This is a genomic window from Affinundibacterium amnicola (genome assembly GCF_014284275.1).
GTDB classification, from domain to species: domain Bacteria; phylum Pseudomonadota; class Gammaproteobacteria; order Burkholderiales; family Burkholderiaceae_D; genus Undibacterium; species Undibacterium amnicola.
This window is the reverse complement of sequence record NZ_JACOFU010000001.1, coordinates 436,212-460,524: the sequence shown is the minus strand read 5'-3', so window position 1 is coordinate 460,524 and position 24,313 is coordinate 436,212. Positions and strand designations below refer to the sequence as shown.

The 24,313-nt window shown below is 43.3% G+C and carries 13 protein-coding genes and 2 tRNA genes; 2 read left to right on the top strand and 13 right to left on the bottom strand.

The window, feature by feature from the left end:
* The first annotated feature begins 143 nt into the window (after positions 1-143).
* Positions 144-1,406, top strand: coding sequence for a lysophospholipid transporter LplT (lplT, locus tag H8K33_RS02035; protein WP_186889304.1), 1,263 nt, complete (start codon positions 144-146; stop codon positions 1,404-1,406).
* 6 nt (positions 1,407-1,412) lie between these two features.
* On the opposite strand, the gene H8K33_RS02030 is transcribed toward lplT, so the two are convergent.
* The 4 genes from H8K33_RS02030 to tsaB form a co-directional block, all read right to left on the bottom strand.
* Positions 1,413-2,372 carry a DUF1853 family protein gene (locus H8K33_RS02030; protein WP_186889303.1) on the bottom strand — a complete coding sequence of 320 codons (960 nt, stop codon included), beginning with the start codon at positions 2,370-2,372 and terminating at the stop codon, positions 1,413-1,415.
* A gap of 113 nt (positions 2,373-2,485) precedes the next feature.
* On the bottom strand, positions 2,486-3,211 hold the full coding sequence (locus H8K33_RS02025) for a uracil-DNA glycosylase family protein (RefSeq protein ID WP_186889302.1): 726 nt from the start codon (positions 3,209-3,211) through the stop codon (positions 2,486-2,488).
* Between the two features lie 6 nt (positions 3,212-3,217).
* Positions 3,218-3,727, bottom strand: coding sequence for a ribosomal protein S18-alanine N-acetyltransferase (gene rimI / locus H8K33_RS02020; protein ID WP_186889301.1), 510 nt, complete (start codon positions 3,725-3,727; stop codon positions 3,218-3,220).
* On the bottom strand, positions 3,724-4,410 hold the full coding sequence (gene tsaB / locus H8K33_RS02015; protein WP_186889300.1) for a tRNA (adenosine(37)-N6)-threonylcarbamoyltransferase complex dimerization subunit type 1 TsaB: 687 nt from the start codon (positions 4,408-4,410) through the stop codon (positions 3,724-3,726). The genes rimI and tsaB overlap by 4 nt, the downstream gene beginning before the upstream one ends.
* A gap of 102 nt (positions 4,411-4,512) precedes the next feature.
* Between tsaB and H8K33_RS02010 the strand changes: the two genes are divergently transcribed.
* On the top strand, positions 4,513-4,947 hold the full coding sequence (locus tag H8K33_RS02010; protein WP_186889299.1) for a thioredoxin family protein: 435 nt from the start codon (positions 4,513-4,515) through the stop codon (positions 4,945-4,947).
* 57 nt (positions 4,948-5,004) lie between these two features.
* Here the strand turns inward: H8K33_RS02010 and H8K33_RS02005 are convergent.
* From H8K33_RS02005 to H8K33_RS01965, 9 genes are all read right to left on the bottom strand, one after another.
* Positions 5,005-5,081 (bottom strand) — tRNA-Arg (locus H8K33_RS02005).
* Positions 5,082-5,258: 177 nt separating this feature from the next.
* Positions 5,259-5,335: transfer RNA gene (locus tag H8K33_RS02000), tRNA-Arg, on the bottom strand.
* A gap of 81 nt (positions 5,336-5,416) precedes the next feature.
* Positions 5,417-7,300: a potassium transporter Kup gene (locus H8K33_RS01995; protein WP_186889298.1), complete on the bottom strand. Its 1,884-nt coding sequence runs from the start codon at positions 7,298-7,300 to the stop codon at positions 5,417-5,419.
* A 497-nt stretch (positions 7,301-7,797) separates the two neighbouring features.
* On the bottom strand, positions 7,798-18,915 hold the full coding sequence (locus H8K33_RS01990; RefSeq protein ID WP_186889297.1) for a calcium-binding protein: 11,118 nt from the start codon (positions 18,913-18,915) through the stop codon (positions 7,798-7,800).
* Positions 18,916-18,927: 12 nt separating this feature from the next.
* Positions 18,928-19,341 (bottom strand): hypothetical protein, encoded by a 414-nt coding sequence (locus H8K33_RS01985; protein ID WP_186889296.1) that lies wholly within the window; start codon positions 19,339-19,341, stop codon positions 18,928-18,930.
* A 113-nt stretch (positions 19,342-19,454) separates the two neighbouring features.
* Positions 19,455-19,634, bottom strand: a complete 180-nt coding sequence (locus tag H8K33_RS01980; RefSeq protein ID WP_186889295.1) for a hypothetical protein — start codon at positions 19,632-19,634, stop codon at positions 19,455-19,457.
* 284 nt (positions 19,635-19,918) lie between these two features.
* The gene (locus H8K33_RS01975) at positions 19,919-20,452 is read right to left on the bottom strand and encodes a DUF4124 domain-containing protein (RefSeq protein WP_186889294.1); all 534 of its coding nucleotides are present in this window, start codon (positions 20,450-20,452) and stop codon (positions 19,919-19,921) included.
* Between the two features lie 49 nt (positions 20,453-20,501).
* Positions 20,502-21,932: an HlyD family type I secretion periplasmic adaptor subunit gene (locus H8K33_RS01970; protein ID WP_186889293.1), complete on the bottom strand. Its 1,431-nt coding sequence runs from the start codon at positions 21,930-21,932 to the stop codon at positions 20,502-20,504.
* Positions 21,933-21,989: 57 nt separating this feature from the next.
* On the bottom strand, positions 21,990-24,155 hold the full coding sequence (locus H8K33_RS01965) for a peptidase domain-containing ABC transporter (protein WP_186889292.1): 2,166 nt from the start codon (positions 24,153-24,155) through the stop codon (positions 21,990-21,992).
* Positions 24,156-24,313 lie beyond the last annotated feature (158 nt).

The following is a 24,313-nucleotide window of genomic DNA, read 5'->3' as shown; positions in this document are numbered from 1 at the left end:
AAAGAAATACTGTTATTTTACCCAGTATTACTAACGCATTACATTATTTGCTTGCGCCATTTCAAGAATCCTAGCCGTATTTCGTGGTATAAAGCATGCCTGCCGGACAAAGCAAATCCCAAAAGCAAAGGTCAACAGAACGAATGAAACGCGGTTTTTATACAATTATGGCGGCGCAATTTTTCTCGTCGCTGGCCGACAATGCACTGCTAATCGCAGCGATAGCACTCTTAGTCACTATGGACGCTCCGCAATGGATGACACCTCTACTTAAATGGAGTTTCGCACTATCTTATGTTTTGTTAGCGGCTTTCGTCGGTGCGTTCGCAGATTCACGCCCCAAAGGCAAAGTGATGTTTTTCACGAATCTAATTAAGATTGCTGGTTGCGCATTAATGTTTTTTGATGTCCACCCGGTGATTGCTTATGGTGTCGTGGGATTCGGTGCTGCCGCCTATTCACCCGCAAAATATGGTATTTTGACCGAGTTGCTTCCAGCTGAAAAATTAGTCGCAGCGAATGGTTGGATCGAAGGTTTAACAATTAGCTCCATCATTTTGGGCGTAGTCTTAGGTGGCAAACTAGTTGACCCGCAAATTTCCGACAAGCTTTTAAGTTTCGACTTCCCTTTAATCAGTACCGGCATCAACACAACCAATCAATCTGCCTTGTGTGCAATTACCGTTTGCTACATTATCGCCGCGATCTTCAATCGTTACATTCCAGATACTGGAGCAAAATATCAAAAGCAAGAATCTAATCCAATTTGCCTTTTACGCGATTTCACACATTGCTCGATTAAGCTTTGGCGTGACAAGCTTGGGCAAATTTCACTCGCAGTAACAACACTATTCTGGGGTGCTGGCGCAACCTTGCAATACCTCGTGCTCAAGTGGGCCGAAGTCAATTTACATATGCCTTTAAACAAAGGGAGTGAATTACAAGGCGTGTTTGCCGTCGGTATCGCCATTGGCGCTTTGTTTGCTGCGCGGATTATCCCGCTAAAAAAATCTTTATCCGTGATGCCGCTCGGTGTATTAATGGGACTGGTCGTAACCACCATGATCTTTGTTACGAATGTCTGGCTGGCCTATCCGCTATTGATCTTCATTGGTGGATTAGCGGGCTTCTTTGTGGTGCCTATGAACGCACTATTACAACATCGAGGTCATGTTTTGATGAGCGCCGGACATTCGATCGCCGTTCAAAACTTCAATGAAAATTTATCTATTCTGGTGCTGTTATCGATTTACGCCCTAATGGTTTCTTTCAATTTACCGACAAATGTCGTGATTGTCATATTTGGTTTATTTGTCGCCTCAACCATGTATGCGGTGATGCTAAAGCATAAAGCAAATCAAAAAATATTTGATTCAGTTGCCTTAATCGGCGAAGCAAAACATTAACACCATCTACTGTATCCGCTGCATTTGACTGGCCTTCTCTGGCCAGTCATTAGGCACCACCATACCACGACAAAATTCCTGCATCAGATCACCATTTTTCTTCATAATTGCAACCAGAACTGGTGTGGAATCAGTATGAAAATAACGCTGCAGAGTATCCAAAATCATACTCTTATCCATGACCTCATCAAGACTCACTTGCGCTGGCGCTAACCACTGTAAGCGCTCTAATTTCAAAGCGTAAGGCACGGCGAGCTGTTCAAATTCTGCGAGAGTCCACCAAAATCCTAAACAGTGATTCGACGCGATGCCTGGCACCAACTGCTTAGGCTCTGAGCTACGATAAAACAACCAGCCTTTAATCAATGCACGCGCAGCAACGACTCGTGTTTGAATTAATTTTCGAGCGGAATCATGCTGCGATAAGATCAGCTGGCGTTGCAAAATCTTTTGCATCTTCGCTCCCAAACTATCATTCAAGTTTGGTCCCAGATAGTCATACACATCTGGCAATCGGCGCATATGCTCATGTGCCGTCATCGGCTGATGAAACAGGTAGAATTTTGTTGCAAGCTCTAGATGCAATAATCCGCCTTGCGCGAAGAGAAGATAATCGAACTCGCCAATGGTCTCTGCCTTTTCATTGTGAACTTGCAATCCATGTCCATACAAAAGACCTTCATGCGCAAAATAGAAAGCCAGCAGATTTTCCGCATAGTGCCCGAGACGCAAAAATCGGTGAATTTTTAAGGCTTCATGCAAAGTACTTGGATGTTGATCGAGATTAAACAACCAAGTTCGCACCTTACTCAGATCCGGTGTTTCAAGCGAACCGATCTGACGCCACCAGATCGCTGATTCTTTATCCAGCAAATCAGGGGAGGTAATTAGCCAAGCAAGTGCGCGAACATGTGGATCGTTTAAATGAGACCATTCTCGATGAAATTTATCTTGATAAGTATTCATAACTTGTCTCTACCGAATAGTTACGCCATGAACGAATACCAATTCAATTGTGCAGCATAAATTGAGCTGCATAATATGGCGACCTCAGTCAACAACTGACACAGAATACAGAATTAAAGCAACGCTTTAAGCCTGCAAAAATCAGTCCATACTTCATATTTACAATTGGGATCAGACAACATTTCTTCACAGCTATATGTCACGATAACAGGGATATCTAAATATGAGTGTTGTATCTTGCGCAAATCTGACATTTTTGGTTGCGCTAGCAAATTTAACAATGTGGTAGCAACCCGCTCACCGAACAAAACAATCGCACGTGGCTGGATTGCGCGGATTTCTTGAAGCAGAAATGGTAAGCAGGTGTCAGCATGATCTTGCTTGAAGTTCGAATCAAGCACTGAGAAATGTGGCTCTCTTGCCTTGAACAATGAACAGCGATAACTACGAGCATTTCGTCCCCCCTCACCTAATGACAAAGCAGCTAATGCATTGCGCAATAACTTCTCACTCTCACTGATTTGCTCGGGTGCGGCATACTCTGTGACAACGACTACATCAATCGCCTCAATTTCTGAATGGGATTGATCTTGCGACTTACCAAGTAACTGACATTGGGGACACTTTTCACAACGGAGAATCTCTGCTTGAATATCACGCCAAGTGGACTGACTCTCACTCACTGGCAACACCTGTCTTACAACCGCACTCGCCTCAAACGCACTTTGTGCCGACTCAGTGACGGACAGTTCAGCATCAACCAGCGCATCGGCATGACGAAGCATCCAAACTTCGCCAATGCCTAGGTTCTGTAAATAGTAATTACGAATGTCATTCATGATCGCTCAATCGGAAGTAGAAAGATGATCGGTTTGTGTCAAGATACGCATCACAATCGCATCTTCTCTAAGTAAATCTTGCACTGGATAATAGCCTTTGCGACGCCCTATCTCGACAAATCCAAAGCGTTGATAAACCGCAATTGCCCGCGTATTACTGACTCGCACTTCAAGCATGATTGACGCGAATTTTTTTTCGCGCGCCAATGCCATCATTTTTCTTAATAAGATATATCCATATCCTAATTTTTGCTTTTTTGCGTCGACCGCAAACGTCAGAAGATGTAACTCATCGACTACTGGCATTAAGAAAAAATATGCGACCAAATGACCTTGATCATCACGTATCCCACAGGCTTCATGCTCATGTTGAAAAGTATCAACAAAATTTCCATAAGTCCACGGATGCGTGTACACCGCCTGCTCTATCGCCAAAATCTGATCCAGATCGGATAAACCAAGTTGACAAAATTCGTAACCGCCAAACTCAGCAATAGACTGATGTATCGTGTTCATACACTCGCCGCCAGAATGCGCTCGGCAGTAGTTAGTGCAATCTTATTTCTCAGATAAAGTGGCTGTGCTTGCGTCGCGTCAAATCGTAATCCATCTTGCAAATATTTTTCAGCGATTGTTAATGCCGATCTCGCATGTGGCATTTGGATTACTAGCCTCAAATTTGCATGCGCTTGGGGCAAGGACAAACCCACACCAAAAACCAGATCTAATTGCAAACCTTGTGCATAATCTAATGCGGCATCCAAATTACTCAAAGCCGGTGCATACAATTCCTGCCATGCACCCTCGTGAAATCCATAATGCGCCCAGTAAACTTCACCCATGCGGGCATCTAGGCAACATACAACATTCTGCAACTGATGATGGTTTTTTGCGGCCTCCGCCATGGCTAACAAACTAATCACCGGCAAGACGGGAATCTGCAATCCAAATGCTAGTCCTTGAACTACACCACAGGCAGTACGAACACCAGTGAAAGCACCAGGACCACAACCAAAAGCAATTGCATCAAGCTGATCGAGCGTAATCCCCGACGCATGCAATAAATCCTGCACAGCGGGCAACAGACCAAAAGAGTGTGTTTGGACTCCCGACAAATCACGATAAGTAATTTGTCGATCAGAGATCAGTGCAACCGATGCGAGATCAGTTGAAGTTTCAATTGCTAGTAATATCGTCATATTGTTATTTTACCCTGTACCAAGCTCCGCTCACATCGGTTTTTCAGCTAGATTTGATAGCACCTGTGTCAACGCCAAGCTTGATCGGTTAAAATAAAAGGCATGAATACACAAATTTACCCGAGCACCGATTTGCTCGTCATTCAACGGAAAATTCAAGAAACACCTTGGCTAATAGCCTGCCTTTGTGCGGCATGGTGTGGCACATGCAAATCTTATCAAGACGATTTTGAGCAATTACAAACAGCACATCAAGACAAATGTTTTGCGTGGATAGATATTGAAGATCATGCGGATCTGGTTGATGATCTCGACATCGAAAATTTTCCCACTATCTTAATTGAGTATCAGAACAAAGTATTATTTTTAGGAACAATGTTGCCGGATACGAGCTTAGTCCATCGATTGATTCAATCTTACGAAAGCGATCTACAAAGAATCGGCATTAAACAGATGACAAGAACAATTCAAAACTCAGATTATCCGCTAGCCACAGATTGGAGCTTGCGAAAAGCAATCGAAAACATCACAAAATAATTAAATCCACAGCAAAAACGAAAAAAGGAGTTAGATTTTCATCTAACTCCTTAAATCTGGTGCGGCTGGCAGGAATCGAACCCACGACCCCTTGGTTCGTAGCCAAGTACTCTATCCAGCTGAGCTACAGCCGCGAAGAAAAAGATTATAGCAGAGTACAAATAAAATATGAAGCCCCAAAAGCTAAGGATTTAGCTGGAAGCTCAGGAATGTACAAATGACGCAAAAATTCTCGATAGCACGTTCAATTAAGAAACTGAGAAACTTAAAAACGAAAAAAGGAGTTAGATTTTCATCTAACTCCTTAAATCTGGTGCGGCTGGCAGGAATCGAACCCACGACCCCTTGGTTCGTAGCCAAGTACTCTATCCAGCTGAGCTACAGCCGCGAAAAACAAAATTATAGCATAGCTATTTGGTTTTTATAAGCCCCTCGGGCAACAAACCTGCAAGTCCGACCGAAATACCCCTTAAATCTCGACCTGCGCCCCCACCTCAATAACCCGATTACTTGGGATCTGGTAGTAATCTGCTGCATCACGTGCATTTCTAGACATGGTCACAAACAGACCCTCACGCCACATCGACATACCGCCACCTGGACTAGAAATAATCGTTTGTCTAGAGATGAAATAAGATGTTTCCAAAGGTTCAAACTCCAAACCGAAAGGTGCGCACAATGCCAAGGCATTTGGAATATCGGGCTCATTTTTAAAACCATAATACACATCAACTTGAAAACAATTATTTTTCAAATCAGTAACTTTGATACGCTCAGAGAATGGTACCCATGGTATTTCTTTGTTATGCAAAGTAATAAAGATTACCCGCTCATGCAGGATCTTATTGTGCGAGAGATTATGCAATAAAGCATGCGGAACACCGTCGGCCTCACCACGCAAAAACACCGCTGTACCTGCCACCCTCACAGGCGGAGAAATAAACAAGGATTCCAAAAATTCTTCCAAAGGAATTGCATGCTTTTTCAAATTATCAAATACCAAGGAGCGACCACGACGCCAAGTCAGCATCACCACACAGATACAGAATCCAAGTGCGATTGGGAACCAGCCACCACTAAAGAATTTCAATGCGTTTGATGAGAACAAAGAAATATCGATCAACAGGAAAAATGAGGTTGAAGCAATACACAATGCTAAATTGTATTTCCAACCATAGCGAATAACGAAGAAAGTCAAAATCGAAGTCACCAACATCGTGCCCGTATTTGCAATCCCATAGGCAGATGCCAAATTAGTAGCAGAACCAAATCCAACGACAGCACCGACAACTGCAGCTAACTGCAGCCAGTTCACAACCGGAATATAGATCTGACCTATTTCCTTGGAAGAAGTATGAATGATCTTCATGCGAGGCAAAAATCCCAGGGAAATTGCCTGCTTGGTCATCGAAAACGCACCAGATATCGTCGCTTGAGAAGCAATCACAGCAGCCATGGTTGAAAGCACAACCAAAGGATAAATACTCCAATCACCAAGTTGGTTAAAAAACGGATTAGAAACAGCGCTTGGCTCTATCATCAACAAAGCCCCCTGCCCCAAATAATTTAAACCTAAGGCTGGAAAGACGATAAAGAACCAAGCAGCACGGATAGGTTTAGGGCCAAAATGCCCCATATCCGCATACAAAGCTTCAGAACCCGTAAACGCCAAAACGACAGCCCCCAGAGCGATGAACGCCGCCCAACGGTGGAAATATAAAAACTCTAAAGCATGGATAGGATTAAATGCCTCCAAAATCGCGGGCACACGTAAAATATTGTATATACCCATCGCAGCCAACACCGCAAACCAAATAACCATCACAGGCCCGAAGAACTTACCTATCGTCGCCGTTCCGCGCGATTGCACCGCATACAAACAGATCAAAATAACCAAAGTAATCGGCACGACAAACGGCTTTAACGCGGGAGTCGCAACCTTTATCCCCTCAATCGCCGACAGCACCGTCATCGCAGGAGTGACGACGCCATCCCCATAAAAAAGGGAAGCGCCAATCACGCCCAAAATCACTAAAGGGAAATACATTTTGGAATTCTTACCTACCGATTCCAAGGTCAGCGCCGCCAACGCCATAATCCCGCCCTCGCCACGATTATTGGCACGCAGCACCAGCGTCACATACTTTAAAGAGACGATAAAAATAAGCCCCCAAAGAATCAATGAAACAATGCCAAGTATGTTTTCAGGATTAAGGGCGAGACCATGCTTATGATCAAAAACTTCTTGCATGGTGTAGAGAGGACTAGTACCGATATCGCCATAAACGATACCGATTGCAGCTAATGTCAGCGCAGACAAGCTGCTCTTGGTGTGTTCGTGAGCCAATTGCATTCCTTGTTATTATTGGTGCATTGCACAATAGACGAAGCTGAAATGAATTTCAAGACACATTTACTGAAAAAAGACAGCCTACACGCAAAATAAATTTTATGTAAGTCGCTTAATGCATGCGCACCAAAGAAAAATGCCCGCTTAACTTTCATTAAGCGGGCATTTTTCTTTGGTGAAGACTACGAATTCTATAAACTAATTTGCTTAGAATAAAAATAAATAAATTAACTACTTAAAAAATTAATTACCTCTAAATTCGTTGATCTAAAATTATTTAAAAACAAAATCTCCAAAATGGCGTTTTTTATTAAAAATTCAACTACAGTGACGGTCGATTTACTAAAGTGAAAATTCAATAAAGAACATGACAATCACAGCATTCAAGTAACAACCGTACGCAATCCTAGCACTCCCATTCAAAATTAATAGGAGTGCTAATTAGACATCAACAACAATCAATTCACCCTTTGTAAAACAACTCTAAAAATGAATACAGATCACATCAATCGTACTGATGCATCTTGAAGGCTGGTCGTAGACTGCAATGCTTGCGCACTATTTCCATACTGCGCACTCGATAACAAAGCCTGAGCTGGTGTCATCGAGAATGCAGAAAGATTACCGCTCTTCGCATACTGATAAGCTAGATCACCACCAATTGCAGCCGTATCACTGCTATTCAAATAAAATTCAAGTAGCGATGAAGACAAAGCCCAACTTGTTAAAGAAGGATTGGCAGCGCGAGCTTGATCAAACTTAGTCACCAAACCATCGAAATTAAACTGTTCAATTTTCTTATTGTTCAATTTATTCGTCGAGGCAGCGTTGTAGTCTGTCGTACCCTCAATCACAATCTGCAAGTTAGCGATACTACGATTATTGACATTGGTGTACCAGTCTTTCATCGTGACTTGCTCACTGGTGCCAGTAACTAAGATCAGATCATTACCAGATTTCTTGAATAGCAGATCAGCATATTTAATCCCTTTACCCAACGATAAAGTATTATCTTTTCCGGTACTTGCGACCAAGGTATCCATGCCATCACCACGATTAAAAGCAACCACATCAACACCTGTGCTGGTAGTGATTGTATCGTTACCGAGTCCGCCAACGATGAAATCATTGCCTATACCCGCGGTGATCACGTCGATACCAGCACCGCCATCAAAGATATTGTTTCCCGTAGTATCGGTCAGCGTATCGTCACCTGCAACTCCTTGCAAAATATCATTGCCAGCACCACCGTTTAAGACGTTCTTTCCACTATTCCCAATAAGCAGATTATCCAGCGCATTGCCTGTGCCGTTGATCGCTGTGGTGCCTGTCAACAACAAAGATTCTAAATTCGCGATTAAGGTATAAGTGAGTGATGATTTGACTTGGTCAATTCCTTCACTCCCGTTTTCCGTAATCACGTCACTAGCATTGTCGAGCACGTAAATATCATTGCCAGCACCACCAGACATAGCGTCCGCACCAGCGCCACCATCCAAGACATTATTGCCACTGTTGCCGAACAAAATATTGGCAGCGGTATTGCCTGTAGCATTGATATTCGCTGTGCCTGTCAGGGTCAGATTTTCTAGATTCGTACCCAAAGAGTAACTGACACTACTTTGCACCATATCGGTACCAGCATTTGCTGCTTCGGTGACAGTATCACCGCTACTATCAACCACATAGGTATCATTGCCCGCACCACCAGCCATGCTGTCATTGCCTGCACCACCGTCGATGACATTGTTGCCTGCATTACCGGTTAAGGTATTGACGGCGGTATTACCAGTAGCGTTGATACTCGCGGTTCCAGTCAATGTCAAATTCTCGGTATTGGCACTCAAGGTGAAGCTAACCGAGCTAGAGACCTGATCAGTTCCTTCATTGGCGCTTTCAACAATCATATCGTTGATGTTGTCGACCACATAGATATCATTGCCAGCAGCACCCGCTAAAGTATCGGCACCAACTCCACCGTTAAGCGTGTTGACGGCGCTATTACCAGTCAAGACATTGTTTAACGCATTGCCCGTGCCATTGATGGCTGTGGTACCGCTTAAGGTGAGGTTTTCAACATTAGCTGCCAGAGTTAAGGTGACGCTACTCTTGATCGTGTCAGTCCCTTCATTCGCATTTTCTGTCACGACATCGGTAGTCACATCAACGATGTAAATGTCATCACCCAAACCACCAATCAGCGTATCGGAACCTGCACCGCCGTCGAGTGAATCATTACCTGCATTGCCAGTTAATTTGTCGTTGCCTGCGAGTCCGCTTAGCGAATCATTGCCGACGCCTCCAGTAAGGGTGTCTGCACCAGTGGTACCTGTCAAATTGAGATTAGAAACATTGACAGTCAAATCGAAAACATCGGAAGCATTTAGATTGCCGCTGTCCTTCGCAGTCACCTTAATGCTCAATGTTCCGACCGATATTGGTGTACCGCTAAAAGCACCAGTTGTGGCGTTCAATGTTAACCAAGATGGTAAGGCGGTGCCATCTACCAATGTTGCGCTATACGTCAAGACATCACCAACATCAGGATCACTAAAACTATTGCTTGGTATCGTATAGTTAAACGCCGCACCTTGGCTTGCCATCTGATCTGGCACATTGACCGCAACGACTGGTGCGCGATTGGCTGGATTAACTGTCATGCTGAGGTTTTGCCCAAGAGCAGTACCGTAGTTGTCAGTGCCCCACAAAGTCAAACTTAGGCTACCCAAATTACTCAATGTTGGCGTACCAGAGATGATTCGCGTCGCCGCGTTAAAACTTAACCAAGTAGGCAAGGCAGAACCATCTTGCATCTTCAAGCTATAGGTCACAGTATCGCCTACATCGGCATCGACAATAGTATTCACTGGAACAGTGAAGCTATAGGCGACATCGACTTTACTATTTTGATTCGGCACCGCTGTACCTAAAGTCGGTGCCTTATTATTGGTCGCTCGATCAACCATCGTTTGTATCATGGATTGATTCCAACTAACCGCGTTGGAGAACTCGACTTTATCGATTTTGTAATCAGCAGCCTGTCCATTTATAGTGGTATTCGCCGCATAATAGTTGGCGATCACGACCTGGTCAGTACTATTTTTTAGCTTAAACGCTAGATGGTTTCCTGACTTGAATGCCAACACATCAGTATCGATCACGCCCGTCGCGAAACGCAATGTATCTGTCCCAGTCAACAGGTCAAGGTTGTCAATCGTGTCCTGACCATCGCCACGGTTAAAGACATAAATATCATTGCCACGTCCACCGAATAACGCGTCATTGCCCGCAAATCCAGTCAGAGTATCATTACCGATATTGCCAATAAGATTGTCTGTCCCATTTGTTCCATTGAGAACTTGATTTGATGAGCCAACTACGATATTGAACGCATCAGAAACAGCTAAACCTTCTTTATCTCTAACCGTCACTTTTACGCCAACAGTGCTCAAAACTGTTGGCGTACCACTAAATGTTTTGGTGCTCGCATTAAATTTAAGCCAAGATGGAAGTGCCGAACCATTTGACAAACTAGCTGAATATGTTAGTACGTCAGTAGTATCAAGATCTTTGAATGCAGCATCAGGAATGGCAAAGTTAAATAAAATATTTTGCTTTGCAGCTTGGTCAGCGATCGGCTCTGAAACTATTGGTGCGCGATTCGCAACTGGTGTACTTAAGTCCTTTATTTGCTCGGCATTCCAAATTGTACCGTCAGCAAACAAAATTTCTTGTCGCATACTGGGATTAAGTTCAGTGCCATAAAAGTACGGGTAAATTTTTAACGAACTTGAGCTACCAGCAATCGAAATTACAAGTCCGATATTTGATCCACTACCATCTCTACTAAGACTAATATCTGCTGGAGCAATGTCCGAATCCAAAACTATTTGATCTCGACGAATGACACTTTGATTGTCGCCATCGTTAATCAAGTCATTTCCAGACTGTCGACCAAAAATATATTGATCAAATCCATCGCCACCTCGGAGCTCATCGTTACCAGAATTTCCGTCAACAATATCGTCGCCGTCGCCGCCTACAACTGTATCGTTACCATCACCGCCATATAGTCGATCATTTCCTCCAGCGCCGAAAACAAGATCGTTTCCGCCAAATCCATTTATCGTGTCATCTGTCTCTTTTCCATAGATACTATCGTCACCATTTGTTCCACGCATAAAGGCGGCAAGCACAGCGCTATAATCCCAAACGATACCATTCTCAAATTGGATTTTTTCTATCTGAAACGGACTCGCACCGTTTGCCCAAACTGGCTTATCAAAATATCGGTAAATCGTCAGTTTATCGGCAGTACCTTGAATAGTTAAAATTAGGCTTTCATTGCTATCCCTTGATACAAGTACATCTTCGGGGAGAACACCAGCAGCAAGCTTAACAACGTCTAAGTCATTACTGCTTCCGATGCCTGCTTGATCGTAATCCTCAATAAAATCGTTTCCATAGTTTCTGCCAAAGATATATGTATCAGAACCATCATATCCTTCCATCCGATCATTTCCGCCTGCACCGTCCAGCTCATCGTCACTATCGATAAAACCATTAATGATATCGTCAGTATTTGTGCCTTGACTTACTTTTTGCTTAATGGCACTCCAATTCCATTCCGTACCATCAGCAAATCGAATAGTTTCAATTGCATAATTAAAAGAACCGTCATAATTTTGTGTTAGACCGCTCTGAATTGTCAACGTACTGGCTGAACCAGAAATGCTCAATAAAATATCGTTTGGAGACATCGAACTTTGGCGTCTCAGTTTCACATCTGATGGCAGAATTCCAACACCTAATTGAACTTTATCGGAGTTGTTTAATACTAAACTATCGCCACGATCAAGGATCGTATCATTACCCGAATTGCGATCGAACAGATAGGTATCTCCTCCTGCGCCGCCTTCGATACGATCATCACCACCAAGTCCATCAAACGTTTCATCTGCGCTTGTGCCAACGATAAGGTCTACAGCAGAAGTTCCTAAATTTACTCTTCTAAATACTTCGTTGTAATCCCACGAAGTACCATCAGAAAATTGTATTTTACCCAAATAAAAATGCCCTAAATGTCTTTGCAATCTTAAAGTATTTGAAGAACCCGAAATACTTAACAGCACATCTTCCTCTTGCAAGGTATCTCGTTTCAATTGAACATCTTCAGGTTTAACATCGTTATCTAGCAAGATGATATTTTGAGATTTAAAAAGATCATAGTACAACTCGAAAAAAGTATCATTTCCAGAGCTTCGTCCGAATTTATATACGTCATCACCCAAGTAACCCTCAATAGTATCGTCTCCGGCACCACCCTCCAAGACATCTGATCCTTCAAAACCATGAATAACATCATTGCCAGCTGTAATCTGCCGCTGAATCAATGATTGCCGAATTTCATCTCGAGTAATCGATGTACCATCTGAAAATACTAACTGAGAAATACCAATGCTTCGCTCACCATTACTGAGCTTATATTCTCGAAAGAAATTTTTCACTACTACAGAACTGCTGGTGTCTCTTATTTTGATCAGCAAATCGTCAACAGTACTTCCATTTTCAACCATATCAAATGAAATGTCTGAAAGTGAGATCCCGGGTTCAAATTGAATCACATTCAAATCTCTATGATCTAAGTCGTTACTTTCATGAATTACGTCGTTACCAGAAACACGTCCAAAAATATACGTATCACTTCCCCATCCACCTGACATCTGATCATTCCCAGTACCTCCATCTAACGTATCACGACCAACGCCTGCAAACAGGGTATCATCGCCACCATTGCCTCCAAGAACATCGTCACTTTCAAATCCAAAGATTTCTTCATCATTTTCTGTGCCGATCAAACTCATTGTTTTTAGGTCCGCATGCGTCCAAACAGTTCCATCCGCAAATATAAACTCTTGAATAACTCCTGCAGTATTCAAAAGATCAAATCCACCGAAAATCGTAAACGTATCTTCCTTATTTTTAACGCCTAAAATTACACTTTGAGTAGCCCTTTCATTTCTTACCCAAAGATCACTTGGGCGGATTCCTTCACCAATCTTAAGGACGTTTTTCCTTCCAATCGTGATTTCTTCATTAGTGACCATGTCTTTACCAGAACCAATTCCCCAAAGATAAGTGTCATTTCCGAATCCGCCACGTAAATAGTCATTGCCGGCACCGCCATCTAAAACATCATCACCATCACCACCTGCTAAATAATCATCGCCAAGACCTCCGATGACAGTATCATTGCCAAAACCACCATCCAATTGATCATCGCCTACACCACCATCGATATAATCAGCTCCATCGCCACCAATAATTTCATCCTTACCAGCGTCACCAAATAAGCGGTCGTTTCCAACATCGCCAACAATATAGTCGCTACCCTCACCTCCTCCAACAAAGTCATCACCTTGTTGACCAAAGATGGTGTCGTTTCCAGCGTCGCCCAGAACAACATCTGAACCAATACCTCCACGAATTACATCATCACCATCACGTCCGTTAATAAGATCATTGCCGATATCGCCAAATAATTGATCATTGCCTACACCACCATCTATAAGATCTGCCCCGTCACCACCTTGAATCAAATCATTTCCGTCGTCACCAGATAAGTCATCATCTCCGCTGCCACCACTAATACTATCGTTACCCTGATAGCCACGCAAAATATCATCGTCTGCAGTACCCACCATTACATCGGCATGAATGAACAATACTCCGATTAATTTTTCACGAACATCAGGCTCAAACAGTTCAGCCACAGACAAAATATCAGCTCTTAATTGATTAGAAAGAGATGTATCATAAGGATTGAGTCCAGAAACCACACTCATATAGTCAAGCAATCTCTCGACGGCAAATGAGTCTGCGTTTTTAAATGCATACGCAAAGTGAACTGCCGCATCGCGAAAATCTCCAACCCATTTTCCGTCTATTTTTGTAAAAGTGGCGCGTTTTATCAATGAAGCAAAATGCGAGTTCACCATTAATTGCGAATAAGTAGATCGTTCTAGTTGGTCATAAGCTTGCTGCACGCTTGCGCCGTAGCTGCCGGTCGGATCGCGATCAAGAGTTGCCTGCCCCCAAAAAGACTCCAAAACGCCAACTTTGCGAGCGTCAACCACCCCACCCCGACTCAAAGGATCAATGCCTGTTTGTTTAGTCCATAAAAATAGAATTTCAGTCACTAACAGTTGGCGTTTTGCAGGATCATTTTCGGCAACAAATGCTTCAACTTTGGCCTGTAACTGCCCGGTATTATCAAGAGCCATCGCATGATGTAAAGAGTGCGTATTACCAAACCCAACAACGTTTGGTAGCTTATTGATGGCCTCGCTCACTACAATACCGTCACCAATCAATTCATCTACTGGAATTGTCTGGCGTTTATCAATATCAAACCAAAGAGTATTAGTCACTGCGCTTGTTCCATCTTCTAGAACATAGGTAGCATTCTCACGATGTTGTACGTCGTTGGTATCAGTCCACAAATTATTTTGATAAGCCAGATTAACTTGTTTGATACCGATTGAGGCTAACGTTTTTAATTCGCCCTCTTCGGCAATGCCATTGACATTACTATCCTGCCAGATCCTTAACTCAGAAAAGACTGTGTCATTTACGTTAATGACGCCGTCTTTATTCAAATCGAATTCAGCAAGTGCGTCAAAACCGTTGGTGGCGAATTTACCCGTTTTCAACAACGTTTCTGTACCAAATAATTCACCACCACCGTCAATTTTTCCGTTCAAATTACGGTCTAATACTAGCAGTGCATCATTACTTCCCACCCAACTTGTGCGTTCAGCAAATCCATTATTATCCAAGTCGAAATTAACGCCATTGTCTTTCGAAACAGTTTCAACCACACCATCACGATTCAAATCGAAAGCCAAAGGATCGCGGCGAGGAGCTGGCGGTGGTGGCGGCGGAGGTGGCGGCGGATATGGTCGCGGTCCTGGATTCGGCCCTGGATTTGGGGTCGGATTCGGCGTCGGAATTGGATCAGGTGTTGGATCGGGCTCAGGGGTAGGATCTGGCTCTGGTTCAGGATAAGAATCCTCCTGATCATCGTCATAATGATCATCAGGGTTATCGTTCTTTGGGAAATCGTTATTAGGAAGTTCCTTTGGTTTCTCTGGCGGAGTAGGTTCACCTTTTGGATCTTTCTTCTGCTTAAGCGCAGGAATTTCGCCTGGCCCGAATTCTTTTCTCTCCGTTCTCCCATCTGGCCCAGTGTAATACTCCACGCCACTGCCATCTGGATTTCGTTCAGTCACACGGTTAGAAATGATGCCGATACCATCCACACCATAAGTTGTCTCAATTTTATTAACACCATCGTTATAACTTCCACCCATCGTGCCATCAGGCTTACGATACTCTGTCCGAGTCACGCCATTCTGTTCGGTTTCTTTGCTATATTCACTCTTAGTGTCAATCTTTTTTTGATACAGTTTGATCGTGCCAGCATCAACACTCTCTCTTGTTACTCGTCCATCTTTATCTGTCCGATAAATCACGCCACTGCCATCTGGCTTATATTCAATAAAAGTCGTTCCAACGATACCGACACCATCTGCGCCATAAGTTATCTCATCGCGTCGACCATTTCTATCATCCCCCATAGACGTAATCGTGCCATCAGGGTTCGTAATTGTCTTGCGTACGACTCCTTTATCGAGATCGCCATTTTCATCTAAGTCTTTGCCACTCCACTCAGTACGGGTCCCATTCTCAATCTTCACGTAAGTGACGGCTCCATTTGCCCCTCGCGTTTCCGACCTCGTCATATTGTTTTTAGCGTCATAAAATTTATAGCTGTAGGTATCATCCTTTCCATCGGAGACGGATTTCATATAGCTACCATTTGCATTACGATGAAAAATTTCCCTTTTCTTAGTCACGGAATTGGTGATCTCGACGCGATAAGTGTTGTCTTTATAAATCGATATTAGTTGGGTGATTGTTCCTTCCTTATTGGAAATTTTGGTTTGACCATTGCCTTCACCATCGGTGTAAGTTGTTTGCACACTTCCATCTGGCTTACTAATTTGTTGCGTAGTCTTTTTGCCGTCGTAAAACTCTGATCCCTTAGTGCCATCAGGAGAAGTCCAAGATTTTGCGTTTTTATAACCCCAGTTCGTAACATAATCTGTCGTTATCACACCATTTTGATCTTTTACAGTAAATTGTTTAGACCTATCCGGCATTACCGTAGTCGATGTATAAGTTCCATCAGATCGCTGATTTATTTCACCAGATGTATCCTTATTTGCATCGTTCCATACAATATTTTTATTTTTATCTGGTGCAGTGGTTATTTTCTGATCATAACCAGCACCATCATTAATATGCTCGATACGAGTTCCGTTAATGACTTCAAAATCACCAAAACTGCCATTATTTTTACCCCATTCCCCATTTGTAGCTTGTCCATCGCGATCATATTGAATGTCACTCCAATTTCCTTTTCCATCATCTAAAAATTGCGAGCTATTCTTATCCCTATCAACGATAAGTTCTTTTCTTTCCCCTGTTTCGGGATCGAATTCGCGTTTTACATAACTACCATCAGATTTATTGCTTTCAAAATAAGTTTCATTGCTTTTCCCATCGATTTTTTGAACTGTTTCAGTTTTATATGCATCAATGGATTGAATCTCTTTAGACTTGTCTGCATTTATTTTTGTTAGGGTACGAGCACTCGATCCAGGGTCAATCACCAATTCTTCACTGGAATTATCTGATGTATTCTTAACAAATTGACGAACCATCACGTTATTTTTATCATAATCTATTTCTATTGATCGATTAGCATTCTTATCAAAAGTAAAAGTGCCATGGGAATTATCAAGTTTATTTACCCACTCTGCATTTGTTTTGACACCATTCTCATCAAATCTCGTATGAGATTCCCGAGAGGAACTAAAGAAATCAATAACCTTCGGTCCACCTTCTTGACTCGTTTCTACTAATTTGTAAATTGAGTTTCCGTCGTCTTTTGAAATATGCTCAGTGGTTTTAACTGAAACTTTATCGGCATTCGGTTCGTCCGTAATTACAACTTCCCGAACGGTTTCCCCTTCTCTTGTCACGAAGTCCGATGCATATGAACTCTCAAGCAACTGTCCATCGCCAGCTACCCCGCCCGACCACAAATAGGTAGACACATCACCGGTGTCAAAATTGCTTTCACCAACGATGGTGCCACGAGGATCTGGAGCACTCCATTTAAAATCAACCACACCAGACTCGATAGTCTGCAATTCTCTTGTAATTAATCCGCTTGAATACTGTGTGACTTTCCAATCACCTTCAATTCGTACTGTGGGTATCTCACCCGTCTCTCTATCTAGAAGATTTTTCACAGCAGACACTGCTTCAATTCCAGCCCAAATACCAGCCCCGATCGCAACGCCGCTTGCGATTGCCAGAGTAATAGGATTCGCAATTGAAATCCCTGAAATGAATCCCATCCCCAGTGCAACCACTGCATCACCTACAGCAAGTCCTGCTAATAGCTCAACCGTACCGTTTGCAAGAATCTTATCCGCACGAGTATTATCTCCTTGGTCAATCGCCTCCTTTACCTCATTAGCGAGAACTCCTATCCCAATAGTAAGTCCAAGACCTTTCACGCCAAGCTCCTTCCAACTTGCCTTAGAAACATATCTAATGTCATCTACTGGAAGCGCTTTTGCCGCATTGGCAGCAGCAACGATGTCATCGCGCCCCTGTTCGAGCGCGCGAGCGAATGCGCCCTGTGCATTGATCAAATCCTTTTTTATAGTATCGTCGATCAAGTTTTCTAGTTTTATACCAACAGTCGGGGTGCGGTTAACCACAATCCCAGTACCATCGAAAAATTCACCTGCTGAAACACCCGTCACTTTCAATTTTTGAACACCATTGGTGTCATATATTGGATCACCGTTAGCCTTAAAAAGAGGCTGAGTTTCCAGCCTCATATTTCTCATCAAGGCCTGTGATGACCACGCAACGGCATTATTTACGCGAGTCAATCCTGTTGTTGGATTCGAGTCTAAAATCGTCTTAAATATTGATTTCGGAATGCCATTAATATGCGTAACCTTTGTGTTTTCCAGCAATGCTGGTAACTCATCGATTGCCAGAATTCGCGAAGGGTCAGAGAATGGTGCAAGTATGCGCACATCACCAGCGGCAGAACTTGCAAATCGCACTGAACCTTCCGCCCACAGCCCCGTTTTGGCTGCATTCATGAACTTATTCGCTGGGTGATCTTTCTGGTCAATATCATTAAGAGTGATAACATCGACTGGCTTAGACGGTGTACTAAACGCCTGAGCGACAGCTTTTTGAAATTGCTCATCCTCAAGGAATTTATATAGTTCAGTTTGCGAAATCGCGCGGACGGCTGTTTTTTGTTCGACCAGACCGCTGACAATTCCTCCACCACTAATTGCACCAGCTACATTACCACTATATAAAACAGTGACCTTATTGAGATTCGATATCTCGACATGGACACGATTCGCTAGTGCCCTTAATTGCTCCTCTGTTACATAGTCTCCTGGATTTTTTTTTAGTAAATCAAGCGCATCGGCGGCTGTTAAGTTTGACATTTTTCGACCCCCTTAAAAATCAAATTCAACAACATAGGAATCAAATGGCGAACCAAGCCCTGAAGATTTATATAAGGTCAAAGCCTCCTTCAAATCTGCGTGAAACTCGTTTATATAAGGTCTTAAATTCACAGGCAAGGGATCGCCACCACCGTATCTCCATTTCACTTTCACATCTCTTGGTGTGATGTACTCTAACCTACAATCAAAACAAATCGCTAGTAAAGCGCCGCGCCAGAAACAGTGAAACTCCATTACGTAAGGATCATCACGCCGCCTTCCCCCTAATTTTCTAAAATACATGTTCCGTTCACGATCTATCAGCCACTCATTTGACTGTACACTGTTATAAGTAAATGGATTTTTGTCCGTCAATTGATATTTTTCATGATCAGATGGTGAAATTTCTTCTAATACGAATGTCATTTTATGATTCCTTAAAGATTAAAATAGTTACTGTTTTTTGAGAATTTTTAAGTTTTTTCGTCTTTGCTAAACAAATGTAAAAATGAGACGTTACACTTGCTTTGAATATTTCTTCACACGACAGTCAAAATCTCGACATGCACGCTCCTCGCCAGATCGGCTAGCTGTTGTGGTGTTATATATTTCTCTGGATTATTTTTAAGTAATTCCAGCGCTTTATTTGATGTTAAGTTTGGCATTTTTCGAACCAAAGAGGTCAGCATCACATTGCTTTTCAAGTCGTTCAGTTTCATTTTCAATTCTCTCAAAGATTAAAATCCAAAATCCGTTTGCTCTGATTCTTCCGCAGCATCACGCATCAAATTGATCGGCCACCCTCGCCGACTTTGCGTTCACCTAACACCACTTACAACACTCATCGCTGCTTTGAATTTTTCGCTGCCAACAGCCAGCCCTTACTGCAAAGCGAGGCGAATATCATCAATTACTTTTCCTTCTAAAGAAATCTCTTGTGACGAATTGTCAATTGACAGATTTCTGAAATCAATAACGCAAATCACTTAATCCTCATTCAACATCACTGCGCATAATTAAACTCTCGCCGTACGTTATTCACCATGCCGCTAAACACTCTATTCTTAGATGTCGGTTTAATGGCTTCGCATCTATCATCCTCAGGTGAACGAGTCTTAATCGTGCAAGAAATTTCTACATTTGGACACGTTTTACTAATCTGCGCTATCAAGCCACGCTCTTTGCCACTGACCTCTCCATACGCTTTAGAAACACGCGCGTACTCTTTTGCATAAGCGATACATTGATTGATTGCGGCTACTGGAATCCCATGTTTTGGATCGATTTCCACCTCTTTCTTCTTACTTTCAGCAACGTTTTTTTTCGCCGTTTCAGGTATTTTCGGTGAATCGATTGAATAGCCTGAACGATTCGCATTCACTTGCACCGACTCACTTTTCGATGGCGCATTCATGGCATCTCCATAATGCACTTTACCGTCTTTATCCACCCATTTTTTCACTTGCTGTGCGTGTGTAAGCGGTGATACTGCTATTACCGCTATCATCATCGCAATTGCAAAAATTAATTTAGTCATTAACGCTCTCCGTTCCTTAAAATATTCAACTTAATACAGTTAATAAAATCTATCTTTCCCGCCCAGCTTCATTCACCGCTTTCTGCACAGGCGACAGTAAATACGCCAATACACTACGTCTGCCCTGATGAATCTCCGCCACGATTTGCATGCCTGCATTGAGCTGATGTTTTTTTCCCTGCGCATCGATCAAACTCTGTTGATCTAACTGAATACGTGCTTTGTAGGTCGCTATCGTGCTGGCATTGTTTTCATTCGTGCCTGCCGCATTCGGGTTGTTGCTTGTTGTATTGGGTTTGTTGACTTCGGTCGCATCGGCGCTCAAATGGGTGAGCTTGCCGCTTAACATGCCGAATCGTTGGAACGGATAGGTAGCGACTTTGATTTGCACTTTTTGTCCGACTTCAACAAAGCCGACGTCTTCGTTTTTGATACCAACATCGGCATACAGTTGTTCGTCTTTCGGCACTAAAGTCATGACGACACTGCCTGGTTGCACTACTGCGCCGACTGTGGTGGTAGCGATGTCTTTGATGGTGCCGTCTTGCGGGGCTTTGAGTTCCATTAGGCCTTGTTTGTAATTGCTTTTAGCGAGTGTAGGCTGGAGCTGTCCGATCTTTTGTTGGATGTCGGCGAGTTCTTTTTGCAATTCAGATTGATAGTTGCTTTTGAGTTGGGTGATGCGTTTTTGTTGGGCGCTAATGGTGGCGTTGAGGGCGGCCACCGTGGCTTGTTGGGCGTCGAGGTTCTTTTGTGTTTCGATGGCGGCGCGCTGCTTTTCTGCACTGAGTGAATTGGCGACGATGCCTTCTTTTTCTAATTCAGCGAAAGTGTCGGCTGTCTTTTTGTGGGACGGTAAAGTCTGTTCGTATTTGCTTAAAATTTCCAATGCGCTTTTGCGTTCGTGTTCGGCCTTTTGGAGTAGAGATAATTCTTGATCTAAGCTATCGCGCAAGGATTTTCTGTGTGCTAAGTATTGATTATAGACTTGACTAAAGAGCACATTGTCGTCACCTGTTTTGCTCGTCATCGGTGCATCGTTAAGTTCTGCTTGAATTCGGCGCACTTGCATTTGTTGGGTGTACAGATCACTACTGACGCTACTTTGGTCGGCGTTGGCCAACGTGGTGTCGAGGCGTACGATGACTTGACCGGCTTTAACGTCGTCACCTTCTCTGACTAAGAGTTCTTTGATGATGCCGGACTCGGCTGGTTGTACGATTTTGACTAGGGTTTGTGGGACTAATTTACCTTCGCTGCTAGCGATGATGTCGAGCTTACCGAAAGCTGCCCAAATGATGAGGATAAAGACTAGTATTGATACTGACCATAGAACGATGCGCCCTGTTTGACTTGGTGGATTGTTTTGAATCAGTTGCAAGGGATCGTGCCAACGCGTAGGTGGACACAGTTGGATGACTTGGGCGCTTGGTGCTGCTTGTTTTTCTGACGCTGTATTATTAATGTTTGCTTGATTCATTTTTTACTTTGTTTTGTTTTGCATCAGTTATGTCGAAGTGTTGATGAATTTCATGAATTAAGTATTGCTGCTCACCGCAGGCGCTAATGCAACTTTTTGTGCGCCTTGAGCACCTAATCGATACACAGCATCAACATGCAAGCCTTTTGGCAATCCATGCGTAATAAAAAGCATGGTGACTTTGCCGCGCAGGCTATTGATAGTTTGTGCGAAGTGCTCAGCGGTGTTGGTATCTAATGCGCTGGTGGCTTCGTCGAAGACTAAGATACTCGGGCGTTTGAGTAAGGCTCTGGCAATGGCGATGCGTTGCTTTTGTCCGCCTGACAAACCTGCACCACGTTCACCGATTTCGGTTTGGTAGCCTTTGGGGAGAGCTTCTATGGTTTGATGAATCTCGGCCATTTTGCAGGCAGCGGCGATTTGTTCGAAAGTGGCATCTGGGCTGGCCATTTGTAGATTGTCGTAAATGGTGCCAGAGAATAGCGTTGTCTCTTGGGGCACCACGCCAAAGTGGGCGCGTAGCTCGTTAGCGGATAAATAGCGGATATCCACACCATCGACCAAGATACGTCCAGCAGTCGGTTGATAGAAGCCTTGTAGTAATTTTGCTAGCGTGCTTTTGCCGCAGCCAGATGGTCCCATGATGCCGATGGTTTGGCCTGGCTCTACCGTCAGGCTAAGGTTGTCATACACGAGCGGTAATTCTTCGGCGTATTTAAAAGCGATTTGTTCTATCTGGACTTTTCCATTTTTTTTACCATCGCGACTTGGTACCATGGAGTACGGTTCTGTTGGGGCATTCATCAAATCGCCTAAGCGATCCACAGATAAGCGGGCTTGTTGAAACTGCTGCCATAAGCCGACTAAGCGCAACATCGGCTGCGATAAACGTCCTGAAAACATTTGAAAGGCGACCAACATCCCTATGGTAAATTCGGTGCTGTGCATGACGGTGTAAGCGCCAATGGCTAGGATGAGCAGAGTCATGATTTGCTCTAGCAGATTAGAGACGGTGTTATAGGTATTGGCAAGTTGCTTGGTGTCGAAACCAGCTTGTAAATAGCTGGCTAAGTAGCCGCTGTATTTGCTATTGAGTTGGGGTTCTAGTTGTAGTGATTTGACCGTTTCTAAACCGACGATGTATTCCGTCATGAAGGCTTGATTACGGGCGCCAAGTTGAAATTGTTGTTGCAACTTAGTTTGGAACATCGGTGCGACGATGGCACTGAGCACGACAATTACGGTGAGTATCGCTAATACAATTAAGGTCAAAGTCACACTGTAATAAAACATGATCGCGACAAAGATCAATAAGAACGGAAGATCTAAAATGATCGTGACGGCGGCACTAGCAATGAATTCACGTATCGTTTCGACCCCATGCATACGAGCAGAGATCACCCCAGTAGAACGATGTTGAAAGTACAGTGGTGGAAGCTTAAACAGGCGCTCAAACACAGCGGAACCCAAGACGGCATCGACCCGATTGCCGGTGTGCAGTACCAGATATTGCCTTAGCCATGATAGGCCTGCCGAAAAAATCATAAAGACCAACATACCAATCGCGATGACGATCAAGGTACTTTGGGTCCGATGAACAACAACTTTGTCGATGATCGCTTGGGTGAATAGCGGTGTCGCAAGAGCGATCAGCTGTATCACCAATGAGGCTAATAAAATTTCTTGCCAGAGTTTTTTATGCTTTAAGAGTTCGGGAACGAACCAACTAAAGCCGAAAGGTCGTGCCTGACGTTCTTGCTCGGCGCTATCTGCATCGATGCCGGGATCAATCTTGGGTGTGACGCGGGTGATTTGACCTGTGTAACGCTGTTGAAAATGCTCTAAGGAGATGGTTTGGGGCGCACTATCTGAATGTTCGACGATTAAGACATTGTGTTCGTCGGCTTGCAATACAAGTGCGGGGGACACAAAACTTGAATTGTCATTCGAGTTAACATCAGAACTGATGGCAATTTCTACATTGATAGGCTCACGACACCAAGCGACTAAAGGGAATGACTCTTTATATAGTTTCTTCGCAGAGCATTTGTGAACAGTTGATAATAAACCCACCTGATCTAATGCACTTTGTAGAGACTGATTACTATAAGGTGCTGCGCACTGCTGTTGAGCTAGTTCTAAAGAAAAGGGTTTGCGGTGTAAGGCACAGAGGCCTTGCAATGTCCAAAAGAAGGACGTCTGACTAAGTTCTTGATAATTCATGCGTTTCACGTCCGTTACAACTTTTACATTCAAAAACGTGACGTTATAGCAATGTCTTTTTTTTATCAATAGCAATCAGACACTATCTAGAAAAAAATTTAATTTTAATATCCAAGTAATCCACTATAAAAAAACTACATATTATTCAAACCAAACTA